This is a genomic window from Martelella sp. FLE1502, from assembly GCF_053484255.1.
Map to the genome: position 1 here is coordinate 185,815 of NZ_JBAKFQ010000004.1, position 15,276 is coordinate 201,090.

Consider the following 15,276-nt stretch of genomic DNA (forward strand, 5'->3'; position numbering starts at 1 on the left):
CCGCTGCACATATCGTTCATTAGAAACATATGTGTGTCGGGGTGGATATGCGTAAAATACTGTTGGCGTTACTGGTGTTGCTTGGCGCGGCGTCGGCTGCGAATGCCGCCCGTAAATCCGGCGACGAGATTTTCGATCCGGGCAAGGTCGTTGCGGCCGTCAGCCTGACGAGCCAGACCATGAAGGTCATCATTGGCGGCCATGAGCGCTATGAATGGCCGGTCTCGACCGGGGCAGGGGGCTATTCGACGCCGCGCGGCATATATGGCGCGGAATGGCTGTCGAAGAACCACCGCTCGCGCAAATACAACAATGCGCCGATGCCCTATGCGATCTTCTTTCATCACGGCTATGCCGTCCACGGCACGGACCAGCTCTCGCGGCTTGGCCGCCCTGCATCACACGGTTGCGTGCGGCTTCATCCGGACAATGCGGCGCTGCTGTTCGAACTCGCGCAGACGATGGGCCTGGAAAACGTCACGGTGGTGATCGGCGACTGATAAGGGAATCAGTCATTGCCGGCGGCCGCGCTCAGTCTGTCGATATCCGGCACGCTGACATGGCGGTTGTTTTCGACGATGATGATCTTCTCGTTGCGCAGCTTGGTCATCTGACGGCTGACCGTCTCGATGGTGAGGCCGAGAAAATCGGCGATGTCGGCGCGCGACAGCGGCAGATCGAAGGTGAAGCCGTCATCGGCGAGCGGATCGATATGGGTCGCGATCAGATACAGAAAGGAGGCGACTTTCTCGCGCGCGCTCTTGCGGCCGAGCGTCAGCATCCAGTCGCGGGCCTCGTCGAGTTCCTTCAGGGACTGATTGTAAAGCTTGCGCTCAAGCTCCGGTGATTCTTCGATCATCCGCTCCAGCGCGGCGCGCGGGAAGGCGCATATTTCCGTTTCCGTTGCAGCCTCCGCCGTCAGCGCGCTTTCGCGCGAAAACGGGCGGCCCATGAAATCGGGCGCGAATTGCAGGCCGACGATCTGCTGGCGGCCATCGGCCATCATCTTGGAAAGCTTCACCACGCCGCGCAGTATGTTTGAGTAGCTGCCAACGCTTTCGCCCTGTCCGACGACTTCCGCGCCGCCCTCGATCGTCCGGCGCGAGGAGTGCTTGTTGATCTGCGCCAGTTGCTCGGGCGTCAGCACCGAACAGATGCCCCCATGGCGCGCCTCGCATGCCCGGCATACGAGCGGCAGAAGGTCGTCGCCTTCATGGGATCGGTGCGTGTGGTCGGTCATCGGATATTCTCAATTCGTTGTGGCGTGAAACCACCTGCCATCTTTTCTGCAACGCGGGAGGGCAGGGCCGCGCCGCCGCCACAACCGCCTAGCGTCGCTCCTTCACACAGTGCAACCAAACTTGATCAAAGTCAAAGCTGCGAGCGCGCCGAGCGGCTATCTCGATTGGATTATCAGTCAGGAAGGGGCGCGTCATGACGTCGCAACGACAGTTGTTGGATAAGTTTTCGGAGCCGGTTCCGCGCTACACGAGCTACCCCACGGCGCCTCATTTCCACGACGGTGTCGATTCGGCCACGGCGAGAAAGTGGATCGCGGCGCTGGGCGCAGGCCAGAAGCTATCGCTTTACGTGCACATTCCTTATTGCGACCGTCTCTGCTGGTTTTGCGCATGCCATACCAAACACACGCTGAAATATGAGCCGGTGGCCGCTTATCTCGAAAGCCTGAAGCATGAAATCGAGACCATGGGCCGGCTGGTATCGCCCGATGTGATTGTGACCGGCCTGCATTGGGGCGGCGGCTCTCCGACCATGCTGAAGCCCGAGGACATGCACCGGCTGATGGGCTGGCTGCGCACGGCCTTCAATTTCGCCGAAGACGCCGAGATCAGCGTCGAGATGGACCCGAACGATCTCGATGAGGCGCGCTATGATGCGCTGGCGGAGATCGGGGTGACGCGGGCAAGCCTCGGCGTTCAGGACTTCGATTCCAAGGTGCAGAAGACCATCAACCGCCTGCAGACTTTCGAGCAGACGGCAGAGGTGATCGCGGCGATGCGCAAGCGGGGCGTCCGCTCCGTCAATTGCGACCTGCTCTACGGCCTGCCGTATCAGACGCTTGATACGATGGCGAAGACCGTCGCCGATATCATCAGCCTGAAGCCCGATCGGATCGCGCTGTTCGGCTATGCCCATGTGCCGTGGATGAAGAAGCATCAGGCGCTGATTCCCGAACACGCTCTTCCTGATGCGGAGGAGCGATTTCGCCAGATGTCGCTGGCGGCCGGGATGCTGGCCGAGGCCGGCTATGAGGCGATCGGCATCGACCATTTCGCGCTTGCCGACGACACGCTTGCCAAGGCGGCCCGCACCGGCAGGCTGCGGCGCAATTTCCAGGGCTATACCGATGAAAGCGCTGATGCGCTGATCGGGCTCGGGGCGTCATCCATCAGTCAGCTGCCCGAGGGTTACTGGCAGAACATGCCGGCGACCGGAGAATATCGGCGCATGGTCGAAAGCGGCGATCTGGCCGTGGTGCGCGGTGTCGCGCTTCAGCCGGAAGACCGCGCGCGGGCCTTCGTGATCGAGAGAATCATGTGCGCCTACGGATTTTCCGCCTGCGAACTGAAGGCGCGATTCGCCGCCGGAACCGACGATATCATCGCCGAGGCCAAGGCTTATGCGCGCGAAAATCCGGACGTGTGCGTTTATGACCGGTTCGGATTTCGATTGAAAAATGAGGCTTTTCCGTTCGCGCGCTCTGTTGCTGCGGTTTTCGATACCTATCTTGGGCGCGGCAAGGGTCGCCATTCGGCGGCCGTCTGAGTTACAATCGAAAAATTGCCCTCCCACACCTTGCGGCCATTGGCTTTTCGTCAATCATTGCCTATGAGGAGGGCACACTTGAAAGATGAAGAGGTAATAGGCGTGAGCGCTACATTTGATAAAGTTGCCGATATCATCGCGGAAACGAGCGAAATCGACCGCGATCAGATTACGCCGGAAAGCAACACGATCGACGATCTCGGCATCGACAGCCTCGATTTCCTCGATATCGTCTTTGCGATCGACAAGGAATTCGGTATCAAGATCCCGCTCGAAAAGTGGACGCAGGACGTCAACGAGGGCAAGGTCGATGCGGACGAGTACTTCATTCTGAAGAATCTCTGCGCCAAGATCGACGAGCTGAGAGCGGCAAAGCAGTCTTAAGGGCGACCGGTTTTACGACCGGCATCTCAGCCCGCCTGGCTTCGCTGCGGAACTGATGCAGGGGCTGAAAGCATTCTATGCTGCTCGAATATTTCCAGATGATTGACGAGATCGTGTCGGCGGACATCTCCGCCGGGACGATCGTCGCGCGTTCCACGGTTCCTGAAAAAAGCACGGTTTTCGAGGGACATTTTCCGGGCATGCCGCTGGTGCCGGGCGTGCTTTTGATCGAAACCATGGCGCAGGCGTCCGGCATGTTGCTGCTCGGCGTCAATGACTGCACGGCCATGCCGTTTCTGATGATGGTCGACAGTGCCAAGCTGCGCGGCTTCGTGGAGCCCAATGCCGTGCTCGATATCGAAGCGCAACTGGAGCATGAGGGCTCGGGCTTTGCCGTTACCAAGGCGAAGATCGCGTCGGGCGGGAAGCCGATCGCAAACGCCCAGCTCAAATTCCGCACGATGTCCTTCGATGACAATGAACTAGCGCCGATCGTGAAACGGCGCGCCGAGGAAGTCGGCCTGTTTGCGGCGATCGCCGGACAGGCCGCGGAGAGGTCCTGACATGGCGAAATCCTCCAATGATGTGGTCGTCACCGGCATTGGTCTGGTCACGAGTTTCGGCGTCGGTATCGAGCCGCATGTCGCGATGCTGACGGGCGGCGAGCCCGATATCCGGATCGATTCCGATATCTGCGCGCCCTATCCGGTGCACCCGCTACCGGAAATCGACTGGAAGGACCAGATCCCGAAGCGCGGCGACCAGCGCCAGATGGAAAACTGGCAGCGGCTCGGCGTCTATGCCGCCGGCCTTGCGCTGGACGATGCCGGGATGAAGGAAAACGAAGAGCTCTGCGCGACGATGGACATGATCGTCGCCGCCGGCGGTGGCGAGCGCGATATCGCCGTCGACAGCCTGATCGTCAACGAGGCGCGCCAGCGCAATGATCGCGAAATCCTGCTCAATGAGAAGCTCACCACCGAGCTGCGCCCGACGCTGTTTCTGGCCCAACTCGCCAATCTCGTTGCCGGCAACATCTCGATCGTCCACAAGGTCGCCGGCTCCTCGCGCACTTTCATGGGCGAGGAAGGCGCGGGGATTTCCGCCGTCGCCACCGCCTATGCGCGCGTCCTGGCGGGCCAGTCCAGCCACACGCTGGTGGGCGGCTCGTTCGTGGCCGAGCGGCGCGATATCCTGCTGATGATGGAATCGGTGCATGCGCTGTCGCGCGGCGAGTGGAGACCGCTCTGGGACCGGCCGGAAGACGAAGATGGCGGCATGGTCATGGGCACCGCCGGCGCGTTTCTGGTTCTGGAATCGCGTGAACATGCCGAGGCCCGCGGCGCGCATATCTATGCGGTGCTCTCCGGCGTCGAAGGCGATCGCGGCAAGCGCGACGATGGCCGTCTGGAACAGCGTCTCGAGCGGCTGTTCAAGGATGCCGGGTTTACGGGCGCTTCCAACGAGGCGATCCTTTCCGGCGCGACCGGCCTGACCGATATCACCAAGCGCGAGGCCGCTTTCGTGAAAGCGCATTTCCCGTCGGCGCCGCTGCGCGGCTATACCGGCGCAACCGGCCATGCCATGGAAGCCAATTTTACCCTGGGTCTCGCGCTGGCAGCCCTGGCGCTCGACAGGAAGGTCGCTCTGCCGGTCTTCAACCCCGGCGCGGAGCAGAAGATGGCGGTGCCGGCCGAAAAGATCGCGGTAACCACGGTCGGCCATCAGCGCGGCGAGGGCGTCGCCGTGCTCTCGGCCGAGAAATAAGGAAGGACCGGACAGATGAGCAATGCCTATACAGATCATCTCGGTCGCCCGCTCGTCGCCGTCACCGGCATGGGCGTGGTAACCTCGCTCGGTCGCGGGCTTGAGGACAACTGGAAGAAGCTGACGGAGGGCGTTTCCGGCATCCACGCCATTTCGCGCTTTCCGACCGACCATCTTTCCACCCGCATCGCCGGGACGGTCGATTTCATTCCGGCCGAGGACAATGCGGTTTCCCGCTCCTATAATTTTGCCGAGGCGACCATCGAGGAGGCGCTTGCCGCGGCCGGCCTTTCCGGCGATTTCGATGCGCCGCTGTTTCTGGCGGCCCCGCCGGTCGAGCCCGAATGGTCGATGCGCTTCGCGCTGACCGATCGCTCCGGTCCGCCGGTCGAGGAGAACGACGCCTATGTCCGTTTTCTCGCCGCCATGCGCGAGAAGGGCGATCCGGCCTTTCACGAAGCGGTGCTGTTCGGCTCGATCTCGGAACGCATTGCCGACAAGTTCGGCACGCGCGGCCTGCCGGTGACGACATCGACGGCCTGTGCTTCCGGCGCGACCGCGATCCAGCTCGGCGTCGAGGCGATCCGCCAGGGCCGCACCGAGCGCGCCATGACGGTTGCCACCGACGGTTCGGTCAGCGCCGAGGCGCTGGTGCGGTTCTCGCTGCTGTCGGCGCTGTCCACCCAGAACGATCCCCCGGAAAAGGCCTCCAAACCCTTCAGCAAGGATCGCGACGGCTTCGTGATTGCCGAGGGCGCGGCGACGCTGATCCTCGAATCGCTGTCGTCGGCCGTTGCCCGCGGCGCGAAGGTATACGGCATCGTGCGCGGCTGCGGCGAAAAGGCCGATCATTTCCACCGCACCCGGTCCTCGCCCGATGGCGCGCCGGCGATTGCGACCGTGCGCGCGGCGCTGGACGATGCCGGGCTCGATATCGACGGCATCGATTACATCAACGCCCACGGGACCTCCACGCCGGAAAACGACAAGATGGAATATTCCTCGCTCAAGGCCGTGTTTGGCGAGGGGCTGAAGTCGATCCCGCTGTCGTCCAACAAATCGATGATCGGCCATACGCTGACGGCGGCCGGCGCGGTGGAGGCGGTGTTCTCCTTCCAGGCCATGCAGACCGGCGTGCTGCCGCCGACCATCAACCACGTCAATCCGGACCCGGCGATCGAACTCGATGTGGTGCCGAATGTGAAGCGGTCGGCCGACACCGGATCGGTGCTCTCCAACTCGTTCGGCTTTGGCGGCCAGAATGCCTGCCTGGTGATGACGCGCGAGCCGGCGTGAGCCTGATCGGTCGATGGCATAGTTTAGTTAGTAGCTCTAACGTATTGAATATGAAGGAATGACCCATGCGCGCCTTGCAGCTGACCGATGACCGCAAGATCGAATTGCGCGACGTGGCCGAGCCCGATGCACCGGCGCCCGGCGAGGTGACGCTGCGTTTGAAGGCGGTCGCGCTCAACCATATCGATGTCTGGGGCTGGCGCGGCATGGCGTTTGCCAAGCGCAAGCTGCCGCTGACGATCGGCGCGGAGGCTTCCGGTGTGGTCGAGGCGATCGGGGCAGGGGTATCCAATGTCCTGCCGGGCGATCTGGTGGCGATCTATGGCGCGCGCGTCTGCGGCCGCTGCAAGGCCTGTCGCGAGGGTCGCGACAATCTCTGCGAACATGTCGGCGGCGTTCACGGCTTTCATCTTGACGGTTTCGCGCAGGAAAAGATCAATATTCCCGCCCGCCAGCTCGTGGCAGCGCCCCCCGGCGTGGACGCGATCGGCGCGGCGCTTGCGCCGGTGACCTTCGGGACCGTGGAGCATATGCTGTTCGACAATGCGAAGCTCCAGCCTGGCGAGACGATCCTGGTTCATGCCGGCGGTTCCGGCATCGGTTCGGCGGCGATCCAGCTTGCCAAGAAGACCGGTTGCACCGTGATCACCACGGTGGGCTCCGAGGACAAGATGGAAAAGGCCCGCGAACTCGGCGCCGATCATGTCATCAACTATCGTGAGGACCGGTTCGAGGGCGTGGTCCGCAAGCTCACCAAGAAGAAGGGCGTGGACGTCGTGTTCGAGCATGTCGGCGCCGATACCTGGGCGGGTTCGATGCTGTCGATGAAGCGCGGCGGTCGGCTGGTGACCTGCGGCTCGACCTCGGGCGTCTCCACCAATGTCAACCTGATGATGCTGTTCCAGCAGCAGCTCAAGCTGCTCGGCTCGTTCGGCTGCCGCATGGAAAACATGGCAAACGCCATGCAGAAGATGGCGCAGGGCGTGGTTCATCCGGTGATCGATACGCTGGTCGACTTCGACGGCATCGACAAGGCGCTGGAGCGCATGGAAAGCCGCCAGGTGTTCGGCAAGATCGTGCTCAGGATCGAGGATTGATTGCGACTTGGCTTGAGGGGCTTTCGCCGATAAAAGACGGACGCGCGGCATTTGCTTCGTAAAGTTCTAATATGGGCCAGAGTCTTTGAAATCCTTCATCACCCGCGTCGTTCTGAAAGCCCGCCAGTTCCAGCAATGGCTGGTGGCCTATCTGATTTTCGCGCTGCTTTCGGTGCTCAAGCTGTTTCCCGCCGATGGTTCGATCCGCTTTGCGGATTGGGTAATGCGCAGGATCGGCCCCCATACCGGCCGCCACAAGCTGATTCTCGAAAACCTGCGGAAAGCCTTTCCGGAAAAGGATGACGCCGAGATCGAGCGTATCGCGATCGCGAGTTGGGGGCATATCGGCCGGCTGGCGGCGGAATATGTGTTTCTCGATGAGCTTTTCGATTTCGATCCGGAGGCCGGCAGCCCTGGACGGATCGAGGTGGAGGGCGTGGAGCGCTTTCTGACGCTGCTCGATCGCGATCGGCCGTTCATCGTCTTCACCGCCCATACCGGCAATTTCGAGCTTCTGCCGGTCGCGGCCGCGTCGTTCAATCTTCACGTCTCGGTGCTCTTCCGTCCGCCGAACAACCCCTATATCGCCAAGAAGGTGTTCCGTTTTCGGAGAAAGCGCATGGGCAATCTGGTGCCGTCGCACGCCGGATCGGCCTTCGCCCTGGCGGGAACGCTGGAACAGGGCGGCGGCGTCGGCGTGCTGGTGGATCAGAAGTTCAAGCGCGGCACCCACTCGACTTTCTTCGGGCAGGAGGTGCAGACCAATCCGCTGCTCGGAAAGCTCGCCCGCCAGTTCGATTGCGCGATCTATCCCGCCCGCTGCATCCGCCTGCCGGGCAACCGGTTCCGGCTGGTGCTGGAAGACGAGATCACGCTTCCGCGCAATGAAAAAGGCGCGATCGACATACCGGCGACCGCCCAGGTGCTGAATGACAAGGTTGAAAGCTGGGTTCGGGAATATCCCGAGCAGTGGCTATGGTATCATGACCGCTGGAACCGCCGGAAACGGGGATAGCAGCTTTACTACTTCGTGGCCTGCAGACTTTCGAGAAAGTCCTTTTCGAACACGATATGACGGCGCAACGTGGTGAAAAGGCCGCGCAGCAGATAGCCGGTCGCCTCGGTATTGACCTCTTCGCCCCGGGCGAGCCGTCCAAGCGCCTCGCTTGCCTCCTCGGCAAAGCACAAATCCTCGAAATGCTCCTGATGAAGCCGGTCGAACATTGCCGCTGCCCCTCCTTTGCGGCGCAATGGCGGAAATACCTGTCTTTCCTCGCGTTGCTGGGCGAGCTTCAAGAGAGGCATCAGGGTCTCGGACAGGCATTGGCAACTGTGCCGGTCGATATTGCCGGGCAGCGAATCGGCAACCGCCTCCAGCGCATGGCAAAGCCCCAGAATCGTGCCATGTGTCGATGAGAGCGCCGAGAACGGCGCCAGGTTCTTGACCAGCATATGTTTGTTCACAACTGTTTCCCGGATGCATTAGCTCGGCCTTCCGCCCGGCCGTTCTGTCACCATTAGAGTTCAATGCCGCTCGTGCTTCATTGACCTGGGTCAAGACGGCTTCCAGGGCTTCGTAGTGTTCGGCGCAGGGCAGGGGCGGCGCGTGGCGAAAAACATGTCGCATGGCGGCGCCGCACATAAAAATTATTCACATTTTTTGAATAGGTCTCGGTGAGGATTCCGCTACAAGCGATAGCGGATCAATCGGCGGCAAACGGAAGGGGATTTCATGTCACGCAGTGCACTGGCAATCGTTCTGGCGGCGGGCGATGGAACACGGATGAAATCGGCCAAAACCAAGATGCTGCACGAGGTGGCCGGCCGGGCGATGGCGGCGCATGTGGTCGATACCGTTTCCCGTTCCGGCGTCGATGCCGTGGCGCTCGTCGTCGGGCGCGACGGCGACCAGGTTGCGGATGCCTGCACGCTGCCCGGCGTGGCGCTGGAGACCTATGAGCAGCGCGAACGGCTTGGCACCGCCCACGCCGTTCTTGCCGCCCGCGCGGCGCTGGAACGCGGCTATGACGATGTGATCGTGACCTATGGCGACACGCCGCTGGTGACGGGAGAGACGCTCGACAAGGCGCGGGCGGCGCTCGAAGCGGGCGACGACGTCGTGGTAATCGGCTTTGAGACCGACGAGCCGACGGGCTATGGCCGGCTTCTGACCCGCGATGGCGCGCTCTATGCCATCCGCGAGGAAAAGGATGCCAGCGACGACGAGCGCAGGGTGACGCTCTGCAACAGCGGTCTGATGGCCTTCAACGGCCGACGCGCGCTCGCACTGCTTGATGCCATCGGCAATGACAATGCCAAGGGCGAATACTATCTGACCGACATCGTCGAGGCGGCGCTGGCAAAGGACGGTCGCGCCGGCGTGGTGATGGCCGACGCCGAGGAGGTGCTGGGCTGCAACAACCGGGCCGAACTCGCCGAGCTTGAGCGCATCTGGCAGGCGCGCCGCCGCCGCGAACTGATGCTTGAGGGCGTGACCATGATCGCGCCGGAAACCGTGTTCCTCTGCCATGACACCGTGATCGGCGCCGATTGCCTGATCGAGCCCAATGTTTTCTTCGGTCCCGGCGTCGAGATTGCGGAGAACGTCACGATCCACGCCTATAGTCACATTGAGGGTGCGAAGATCGCGGCCGGCAGCAAGGTCGGGCCGTTCGCGCGGTTGAGGCCGGGCGCTGTGCTGCATGAAGATGCCAAGGTCGGCAATTTCTGCGAGGTGAAAAACGGCGATATCGGCGTGGGCGCCAAGGTCAACCACCTGACCTATATCGGCGATGCCAGCGTCGGCGCGCGCGCCAATATCGGCGCGGGAACGATCACCTGCAATTATGACGGGGTCAACAAGTTCAGGACGGAGATCGGGGCGGACAGTTTCATCGGCTCCAATTCGTCGCTGGTGGCGCCGGTGCGCATCGGCGACCACGCCTATGTCGGCTCCGGCAGCGTGGTGACGCGCGATGTGCCGGACAATGCGCTTGCGCTTGCGCGCGGACGCCAGGAAAACAAGGAAGGGCGCGCCGAACTGCTGCGCGCCCGCTCGCTGGCCATCAAGGCGGCGCGCAAGAAGGACGGGGGCAAGTGACCATATGTGCGGAATAGTGGGGATCGTTGGCGTTCGGCCGGTGGCCGGTCGTCTTGTCGATGCTTTGAAGCGACTTGAATATCGCGGCTATGATTCGGCCGGCATTGCGGTGATCGAGGAGGACGAACTGGTGCGCCGCCGCGCGCCGGGCAAGCTTGAAAACCTGCGGGTATGCCTTGCCGATGACCCGGTCGACGGCGTCACCGGCATCGCCCATACCCGCTGGGCGACCCACGGCGTTCCCAACGAGGCCAATGCCCATCCGCATATCGCTGGCGATGTCGCCGTTGTCCATAACGGCATCATCGAGAATTTCGCGGAACTGCGCGCCGAACTGACGGCCAAGGGCGTCAGTTTTTCGAGCGACACCGACACCGAAGTCGTCGCCCGCCTGCTGGATGACTATCGTCGCGCCGGCATGGCCCCGCGCGATGCGGTGCTGGCCATGCTTCAAAGGGTCACCGGCGCCTTCGCGCTGGTCATCCTGTTCAAGGACCGGCCCGATACGCTGTTCGTCGCCCGCTACGGCCCGCCGCTTGCCATTGGTCACGGCGATGACGAGATGTATGTCGGCTCGGACGCGATTGCGCTCGCGCCGCTTGCCACCGGCATCTCCTATCTGGAAGACGGCGACATGGCGATCGTTGATCGCGACGGCGCGGTGTTCTGCGATTTTGCCGGTGAACCGGTGCGCCGCCAGCGCCAGCCGCTGCAATTGTCCGCGATGATGATCGACAAGGGCAATCATCGCCATTTCATGGAAAAGGAGATTTTCGATCAGCCGGAAGTGATCTCTCACACGCTTGGCCGCTATTGCGATTTCGCGGCCGGGCGGAGCGCCGAATCCGACGACGGAATCGATTTCTCGAAAATCTCCCGTCTCACCATCGCCGCCTGCGGCACGGCCTATCTCTCCGGCCTGATCGGCAAATACTGGATCGAGCGCTATGCCCGCCTGCCGGTGGAGATCGACGTCGCCTCCGAGTTCCGCTATCGCGAACTGCCGATATCGGACGACACGCTTGCGCTGTTCATCTCGCAATCCGGAGAAACCGCCGATACGCTGGCGTCGCTGCGCTATTGCAAGGAGCAGGGCGCAAGGGCCGGCGCACTCGTCAACGTCACCGGCTCGACGATCGCGCGCGAGGCCGATGCGGTGTTCCCGATCCTCGCCGGGCCCGAGATTTCCGTGGCATCGACCAAGGCGTTCACCTGTCAGCTGGCGCTTATGGCATCGCTTGCGCTGCGCGCGGGGCGCGAACGCGGCACGCTGTCCCCGGCGGACGAAAAGGAGCTGGTGCACGCGCTTTCGGAAGTGCCGCGGCTGATGAGCCAGGTGCTGCACGCCGTGCAGCCACAAATCGAAAAGCTCTCGCGCGAACTCTCGCATTTCCATCACGTTCTCTATCTCGGCCGCGGCACCAGCTTTCCGCTGGCAATGGAGGGCGCGCTCAAGCTCAAGGAGATCACCTATATCCACGCCGAGGGCTATGCCGCCGGCGAGCTCAAGCACGGGCCGATCGCGCTGATCGATGAAAACATGCCGGTGATCGTGATCGCGCCGCATGACCGTTTCTTCGAAAAGACGGTGTCCAACATGCAGGAAGTCGCCGCGCGCGACGGCAAGATCGTGTTCATCACCGACGAGAGCGGCGCGAAGGCCTCCGACCTCAAGACCATGCAGACCATCGTGCTGCCGGACATGCCGGAATTCATCGCGCCGATGGTGTTCTCGCTGCCGATCCAGCTTCTGGCCTATCATACCGCGGTGTTCATGGGCACGGATGCCGACCAGCCGCGCAACCTCGCCAAGGCGGTGACCGTGGAATGATCATTCGACGGGAACGCCAGGACGACGTCGCCGCGATCTACAGGCTCGTGGCGGCCGCCTTTGCGGAGACGCCGTACAGCGATGGCAGCGAACCCGACATCATCCGCAGGCTGCGCAAGGCGGGCGCGCTGTCGCTGGCGCTGGTGGCGGAGGAGGAGGGGCGACCGGTCGGCCATATCGCGTTCTCGCCGGTCGGCATTTCCGATGGAACGGACGGCTGGTTCGGGCTCGGCCCGCTCGCCGTCGATCCGGCATTCCAGCGCCGCGAGATCGGCACCTCGCTGGTGCTCGGCGGGCTGGAGCTTCTGAAGGACGAGGGCGCGCATGGCGTCGTGGTGCTCGGCGCCCCCTCCTTCTACCAGCGCTTCGGCTTTCGCCACGAACCGGCATTGACGCTGGACGGCGCGCCGCCGGACCACTTCATGGCGCTCGATTTTGATGGTCATGTGCCAAGCGGCAAGGTCGCCTATCACCGGGCGTTCTATGGCGAGGTCTGAGGAGGGTAGGGGCTCATGTCCCGGCCTTTACCGCGGCAAGCACGAAAAGCCGGATGGTGGATGACAGGTTGATCTCCCCATCCCGCGCGTCATCGATTTCGGCGATAAGGGCCGCGAGGCTGAGATCGCGTTTGTCCGCGATCCGGGTCAGTTCCGCGTAAAACTGATCTTCCAGGGAAAAGCTGGTGCGGTGGCCGTGCAGGCTGACGGAGTGTTTGCGGATCACGCCTCGTCTTCGCCGCGCTCGCGCCGCCCCTGATCGAACCGGCGCTCAGCCTTGTCGCGCTCAAGCTTTTCGCGCTGCTTCTCGCCCTTGGTGAGGCCGTGGAGCGCGCGGTTCTCAGCGGCTCTTTGCTCTGACTTGCGGCGTTCGTTGCGTTTGCGCTGCTGCCGCAGATTGACGATCTCGGCGCACATCGAACGTTCAGTGCTTCTTGCGGAAGGCGTCAAGCGAGACCACGGAGGCGCCGTCATCGCCGCCGGGGGTGTCGTCACCGTCATTCATCGGCGGATCGGTCGGCGTCTCGTCTTCTACATCAAGGGTGGCGACGTCGAATTCAAGCTCGAAGTTCACCGAAGGATCGTAGAAACCGACAATGGCGTTGAAGGGAATGACGAGACGCTCCGGCACATCCGAGAAGGACAGGCCGATCTCGAACAGCGCGTCGGTTACCTTCAGGTCCCAGAACTGATGCTGGATGACGATGGTCATCTGCTGGGCGTATTTTTCCTTCAGCGCCGGCGAGATTTTCACGCCGGGCGCGCCGGTGAGGAAGGTGATGAAGAAATGATGTTCGCCGGGCAGGTGGCCTGTTGCAGCCACTTCGGCCAGAACCTTGCGGATCATGCCCCGCAATGCATCCTGCGCCAAAACGTCGTAGCGAATATGGTCCTGCCCCATTAAATCTTCCTGCCTCTCGCCCGGTTGCTGCGTTCCCCACAGCCATAAGTCGGCTTTTCGGAAATCGCAATCATTATAGGGGATTTTGTTCAAAATCAGGTGGAGGCTTCTGTTGCCAGGTGCCTCCGGACCCCGCCTTACAGTGCTACCCGCAAGGACTTAATTTGGGTTTCTGGAACCGCCATTAGGCAGCTACAGCGTAACCCTGAGCTTTGTTGTCATTTGCAACTACTCGTTTGACCCGATAACGGTGGTATCATGCCGGGTAAAAGGTCAATCTTTACACTCTTGTCGATCCTGTTTCGCCCCCATCAAAATCAGGCCTTCCCGCCTGATCATGGTGGAGGCGCCGGGTACCGCCCCCGGGTCCAATGAGCTTATTGCATTGCCGTTTATCACCATAGCCGGTCAAGCCGGCAGACCTGATATAAGTGTTTCAAAAGCTTCTGGAAAGGGGCGGGGACCGAGAAATTCCGTTCCCCGGACTGCGGACCCCGCATTCCGGTGGGCAACCGTCCGAATTCGGCGCCGATATCTTGCCTTCAAGGGGCGCGATGTTCAGACTTGCGGCACGATTCCAAGGAGCTTCGCATGGCGCGTCATCCCGAATATCAGTATCTCGACCTGCTCGAGCACCTTTTGGAAAAAGGCGATCGGCGGATAGACCGCACCGGCGTCGGCACGCTGTCGGCCTTTGGCGCGATGATGCGCTTCGACATTTCCGACGGCACGTTTCCGGCGTTCACGACCAAGCGCGTCTATTGGAAAACCGCGATCAAGGAGATGCTGTGGTTCCTGACCGGCCAGACCAATATCCAGTCTCTGCTGAAGGAAAACGTCCGCATCTGGACCGACTGGCCGTTGGAGAAATACCGCAATGCCACGGGCGAACAGATATCGCAGGAAGCCTTCGAGGAACGTATCCTCGCCGATGACGGCTTTGCGCTCGAATGGGGCGACCTCGGCCCCGTGTATGGCAAGCAGTGGCGGCGCTGGCTCGATGCCAATGGCAAGGAACACGACCAGATCGCCACCGTGATCGAGACGCTGAAAACCAAACCGGCGAGCCGGCGCATGCTATTTCACGCCTGGAATGTGGGCGAACTGGACCAGATGGCGCTGCCGCCCTGCCACATGACCTACCAGTTTCACACTGCCGAGAACAAAAAGGCGGGGCCAGGCGAACCCAAGTTGAAACTGTCCATGCTGCTGTTCCAGCGAAGCCTCGATGTCGGCCTCGGTGCGCCCTTCAACTGCGCGGCATCGGCTGCGCTGCTTTCCATGGTGGCGCAGCAGGTCGACATGGCCCCCGGCGAACTGATCTGGATGGCTGGCGACTATCACCTCTACCTGAACCACCTCGACATGGCCCAGCAACTGGTCGCGCGCGAACCGCGCCCGTTCCCCAAACTGAGCCTTCTCCGCCGCCCAGCCTCCATCGACGGCTACCGGATCGAAGACTTCGAGGTAACCGCCTACGATCCGCACCCGGCGATTGCCGCGCCGGTGGCGGTGTAGTAGCCCGAGCGCGGATGGCGGACCGACGGACACCGTGGCGGAACGCACCGCGATCACGGCCTGCTGCGGCTTCCGCAAGCGCTGAACGGGCCGACCTC

Annotated in this window: 17 protein-coding genes and 1 other RNA gene; 12 read left to right on the forward strand and 6 right to left on the reverse strand. The window is 62.2% G+C overall.

Annotated features, from left to right (window positions below; all coding sequences use genetic code 11):
- The first annotated feature begins 47 nt into the window (after positions 1 to 47).
- On the forward strand, positions 48 to 500 hold the full coding sequence (locus V6767_RS05525; protein ID WP_448429218.1) for a L,D-transpeptidase: 453 nt from the start codon (positions 48 to 50) through the stop codon (positions 498 to 500).
- 8 nt (positions 501 to 508) lie between these two features.
- Here V6767_RS05525 and V6767_RS05530 read toward each other — a convergent pair whose 3' ends face one another.
- Positions 509 to 1,240: a Crp/Fnr family transcriptional regulator gene (locus tag V6767_RS05530; protein WP_448472529.1), complete on the reverse strand. Its 732-nt coding sequence runs from the start codon at positions 1,238 to 1,240 to the stop codon at positions 509 to 511.
- 194 nt (positions 1,241 to 1,434) lie between these two features.
- On the opposite strand from V6767_RS05530, the gene hemN reads away from it, so the two are divergent.
- From hemN to V6767_RS05565, 7 genes are all read left to right on the forward strand, one after another.
- Positions 1,435 to 2,787, forward strand: coding sequence for an oxygen-independent coproporphyrinogen III oxidase (hemN, locus tag V6767_RS05535; protein ID WP_448472530.1), 1,353 nt, complete (start codon positions 1,435 to 1,437; stop codon positions 2,785 to 2,787).
- A 96-nt stretch (positions 2,788 to 2,883) separates the two neighbouring features.
- Positions 2,884 to 3,171, forward strand: coding sequence for an acyl carrier protein (locus V6767_RS05540; RefSeq protein WP_085986543.1), 288 nt, complete (start codon positions 2,884 to 2,886; stop codon positions 3,169 to 3,171).
- A 77-nt stretch (positions 3,172 to 3,248) separates the two neighbouring features.
- Positions 3,249 to 3,734, forward strand: coding sequence for a 3-hydroxyacyl-ACP dehydratase FabZ family protein (locus V6767_RS05545; protein WP_448472531.1), 486 nt, complete (start codon positions 3,249 to 3,251; stop codon positions 3,732 to 3,734).
- A gap of 1 nt (position 3,735) precedes the next feature.
- On the forward strand, positions 3,736 to 4,938 hold the full coding sequence (locus V6767_RS05550; protein WP_448472532.1) for a beta-ketoacyl-ACP synthase: 1,203 nt from the start codon (positions 3,736 to 3,738) through the stop codon (positions 4,936 to 4,938).
- Positions 4,939 to 4,953: 15 nt separating this feature from the next.
- Entirely contained in the window at positions 4,954 to 6,234 is a 1,281-nt protein-coding gene (locus V6767_RS05555) for a beta-ketoacyl-ACP synthase (protein ID WP_448472533.1), read from the forward strand.
- 65 nt (positions 6,235 to 6,299) lie between these two features.
- Positions 6,300 to 7,331, forward strand: coding sequence for a zinc-binding dehydrogenase (locus V6767_RS05560; protein ID WP_448472534.1), 1,032 nt, complete (start codon positions 6,300 to 6,302; stop codon positions 7,329 to 7,331).
- An 85-nt stretch (positions 7,332 to 7,416) separates the two neighbouring features.
- On the forward strand, positions 7,417 to 8,346 hold the full coding sequence (locus tag V6767_RS05565; RefSeq protein ID WP_448472535.1) for a lipid A biosynthesis lauroyl acyltransferase: 930 nt from the start codon (positions 7,417 to 7,419) through the stop codon (positions 8,344 to 8,346).
- Between the two features lie 8 nt (positions 8,347 to 8,354).
- Here the strand turns inward: V6767_RS05565 and V6767_RS05570 are convergent, their stop codons facing one another.
- Entirely contained in the window at positions 8,355 to 8,795 is a 441-nt protein-coding gene (locus V6767_RS05570; RefSeq protein ID WP_448472536.1) for a hemerythrin domain-containing protein, read from the reverse strand.
- 268 nt (positions 8,796 to 9,063) lie between these two features.
- Between V6767_RS05570 and glmU the strand changes: the two genes are divergently transcribed.
- The 3 genes from glmU to V6767_RS05585 are packed head-to-tail and all read left to right on the forward strand — an operon-like array spanning position 9,064 to position 12,759.
- Positions 9,064 to 10,431 carry a bifunctional UDP-N-acetylglucosamine diphosphorylase/glucosamine-1-phosphate N-acetyltransferase GlmU gene (glmU, locus tag V6767_RS05575; protein WP_448472537.1) on the forward strand — a complete coding sequence of 456 codons (1,368 nt, stop codon included), beginning with the start codon at positions 9,064 to 9,066 and terminating at the stop codon, positions 10,429 to 10,431.
- A gap of 4 nt (positions 10,432 to 10,435) precedes the next feature.
- Entirely contained in the window at positions 10,436 to 12,262 is a 1,827-nt protein-coding gene (gene glmS / locus V6767_RS05580; protein WP_448472538.1) for a glutamine--fructose-6-phosphate transaminase (isomerizing), read from the forward strand.
- The gene (locus V6767_RS05585; protein ID WP_448472539.1) at positions 12,259 to 12,759 is read left to right on the forward strand and encodes a GNAT family N-acetyltransferase; all 501 of its coding nucleotides are present in this window, start codon (positions 12,259 to 12,261) and stop codon (positions 12,757 to 12,759) included. Before glmS ends, V6767_RS05585 begins: the two co-directional genes overlap by 4 nt.
- A 13-nt stretch (positions 12,760 to 12,772) precedes the next feature.
- Here V6767_RS05585 and V6767_RS05590 read toward each other — a convergent pair whose 3' ends face one another.
- The 4 genes from V6767_RS05590 to ssrA form a co-directional block, all read right to left on the reverse strand.
- Positions 12,773 to 12,985 (reverse strand): ribbon-helix-helix domain-containing protein, encoded by a 213-nt coding sequence (locus V6767_RS05590; RefSeq protein ID WP_448472540.1) that lies wholly within the window; start codon positions 12,983 to 12,985, stop codon positions 12,773 to 12,775.
- Positions 12,982 to 13,176, reverse strand: coding sequence for a DUF4169 family protein (locus tag V6767_RS05595; RefSeq protein WP_448472541.1), 195 nt, complete (start codon positions 13,174 to 13,176; stop codon positions 12,982 to 12,984). The genes V6767_RS05590 and V6767_RS05595 overlap by 4 nt, the downstream gene beginning before the upstream one ends.
- A gap of 7 nt (positions 13,177 to 13,183) precedes the next feature.
- Positions 13,184 to 13,660, reverse strand: coding sequence for an SspB family protein (locus V6767_RS05600; RefSeq protein WP_448429190.1), 477 nt, complete (start codon positions 13,658 to 13,660; stop codon positions 13,184 to 13,186).
- A gap of 98 nt (positions 13,661 to 13,758) precedes the next feature.
- Positions 13,759 to 14,117: a transfer-messenger RNA gene (ssrA, locus tag V6767_RS05605) on the reverse strand.
- A 134-nt stretch (positions 14,118 to 14,251) separates the two neighbouring features.
- Between ssrA and thyA the strand changes: the two genes are divergently transcribed.
- Complete coding sequence (gene thyA / locus V6767_RS05610) at positions 14,252 to 15,178, forward strand: thymidylate synthase (protein WP_448472542.1); 927 nt, start codon at positions 14,252 to 14,254, stop codon at positions 15,176 to 15,178.
- Positions 15,179 to 15,276 lie beyond the last annotated feature (98 nt).

Coding starts and splice junctions, on each gene's coding strand:
- V6767_RS05555 (WP_448472533.1), top strand. CDS start 4,954: ATGAGCAATGCCTATACAGATCATCTCGGTCGCCCGCTCGTCGCCGTC.
- V6767_RS05560 (WP_448472534.1), top strand. CDS start 6,300: ATGCGCGCCTTGCAGCTGACCGATGACCGCAAGATCGAATTGCGCGAC.
- V6767_RS05595 (WP_448472541.1), bottom strand. CDS start 13,176: ATGTGCGCCGAGATCGTCAATCTGCGGCAGCAGCGCAAACGCAACGAA.
- thyA (WP_448472542.1), top strand. CDS start 14,252: ATGGCGCGTCATCCCGAATATCAGTATCTCGACCTGCTCGAGCACCTT.
- V6767_RS05525 (WP_448429218.1), top strand. CDS start 48: ATGCGTAAAATACTGTTGGCGTTACTGGTGTTGCTTGGCGCGGCGTCG.
- V6767_RS05600 (WP_448429190.1), bottom strand. CDS start 13,660: ATGGGGCAGGACCATATTCGCTACGACGTTTTGGCGCAGGATGCATTG.
- V6767_RS05545 (WP_448472531.1), top strand. CDS start 3,249: ATGCTGCTCGAATATTTCCAGATGATTGACGAGATCGTGTCGGCGGAC.
- hemN (WP_448472530.1), top strand. CDS start 1,435: ATGACGTCGCAACGACAGTTGTTGGATAAGTTTTCGGAGCCGGTTCCG.
- glmS (WP_448472538.1), top strand. CDS start 10,436: ATGTGCGGAATAGTGGGGATCGTTGGCGTTCGGCCGGTGGCCGGTCGT.
- V6767_RS05530 (WP_448472529.1), bottom strand. CDS start 1,240: ATGACCGACCACACGCACCGATCCCATGAAGGCGACGACCTTCTGCCG.
- V6767_RS05585 (WP_448472539.1), top strand. CDS start 12,259: ATGATCATTCGACGGGAACGCCAGGACGACGTCGCCGCGATCTACAGG.
- V6767_RS05550 (WP_448472532.1), top strand. CDS start 3,736: ATGGCGAAATCCTCCAATGATGTGGTCGTCACCGGCATTGGTCTGGTC.
- glmU (WP_448472537.1), top strand. CDS start 9,064: ATGTCACGCAGTGCACTGGCAATCGTTCTGGCGGCGGGCGATGGAACA.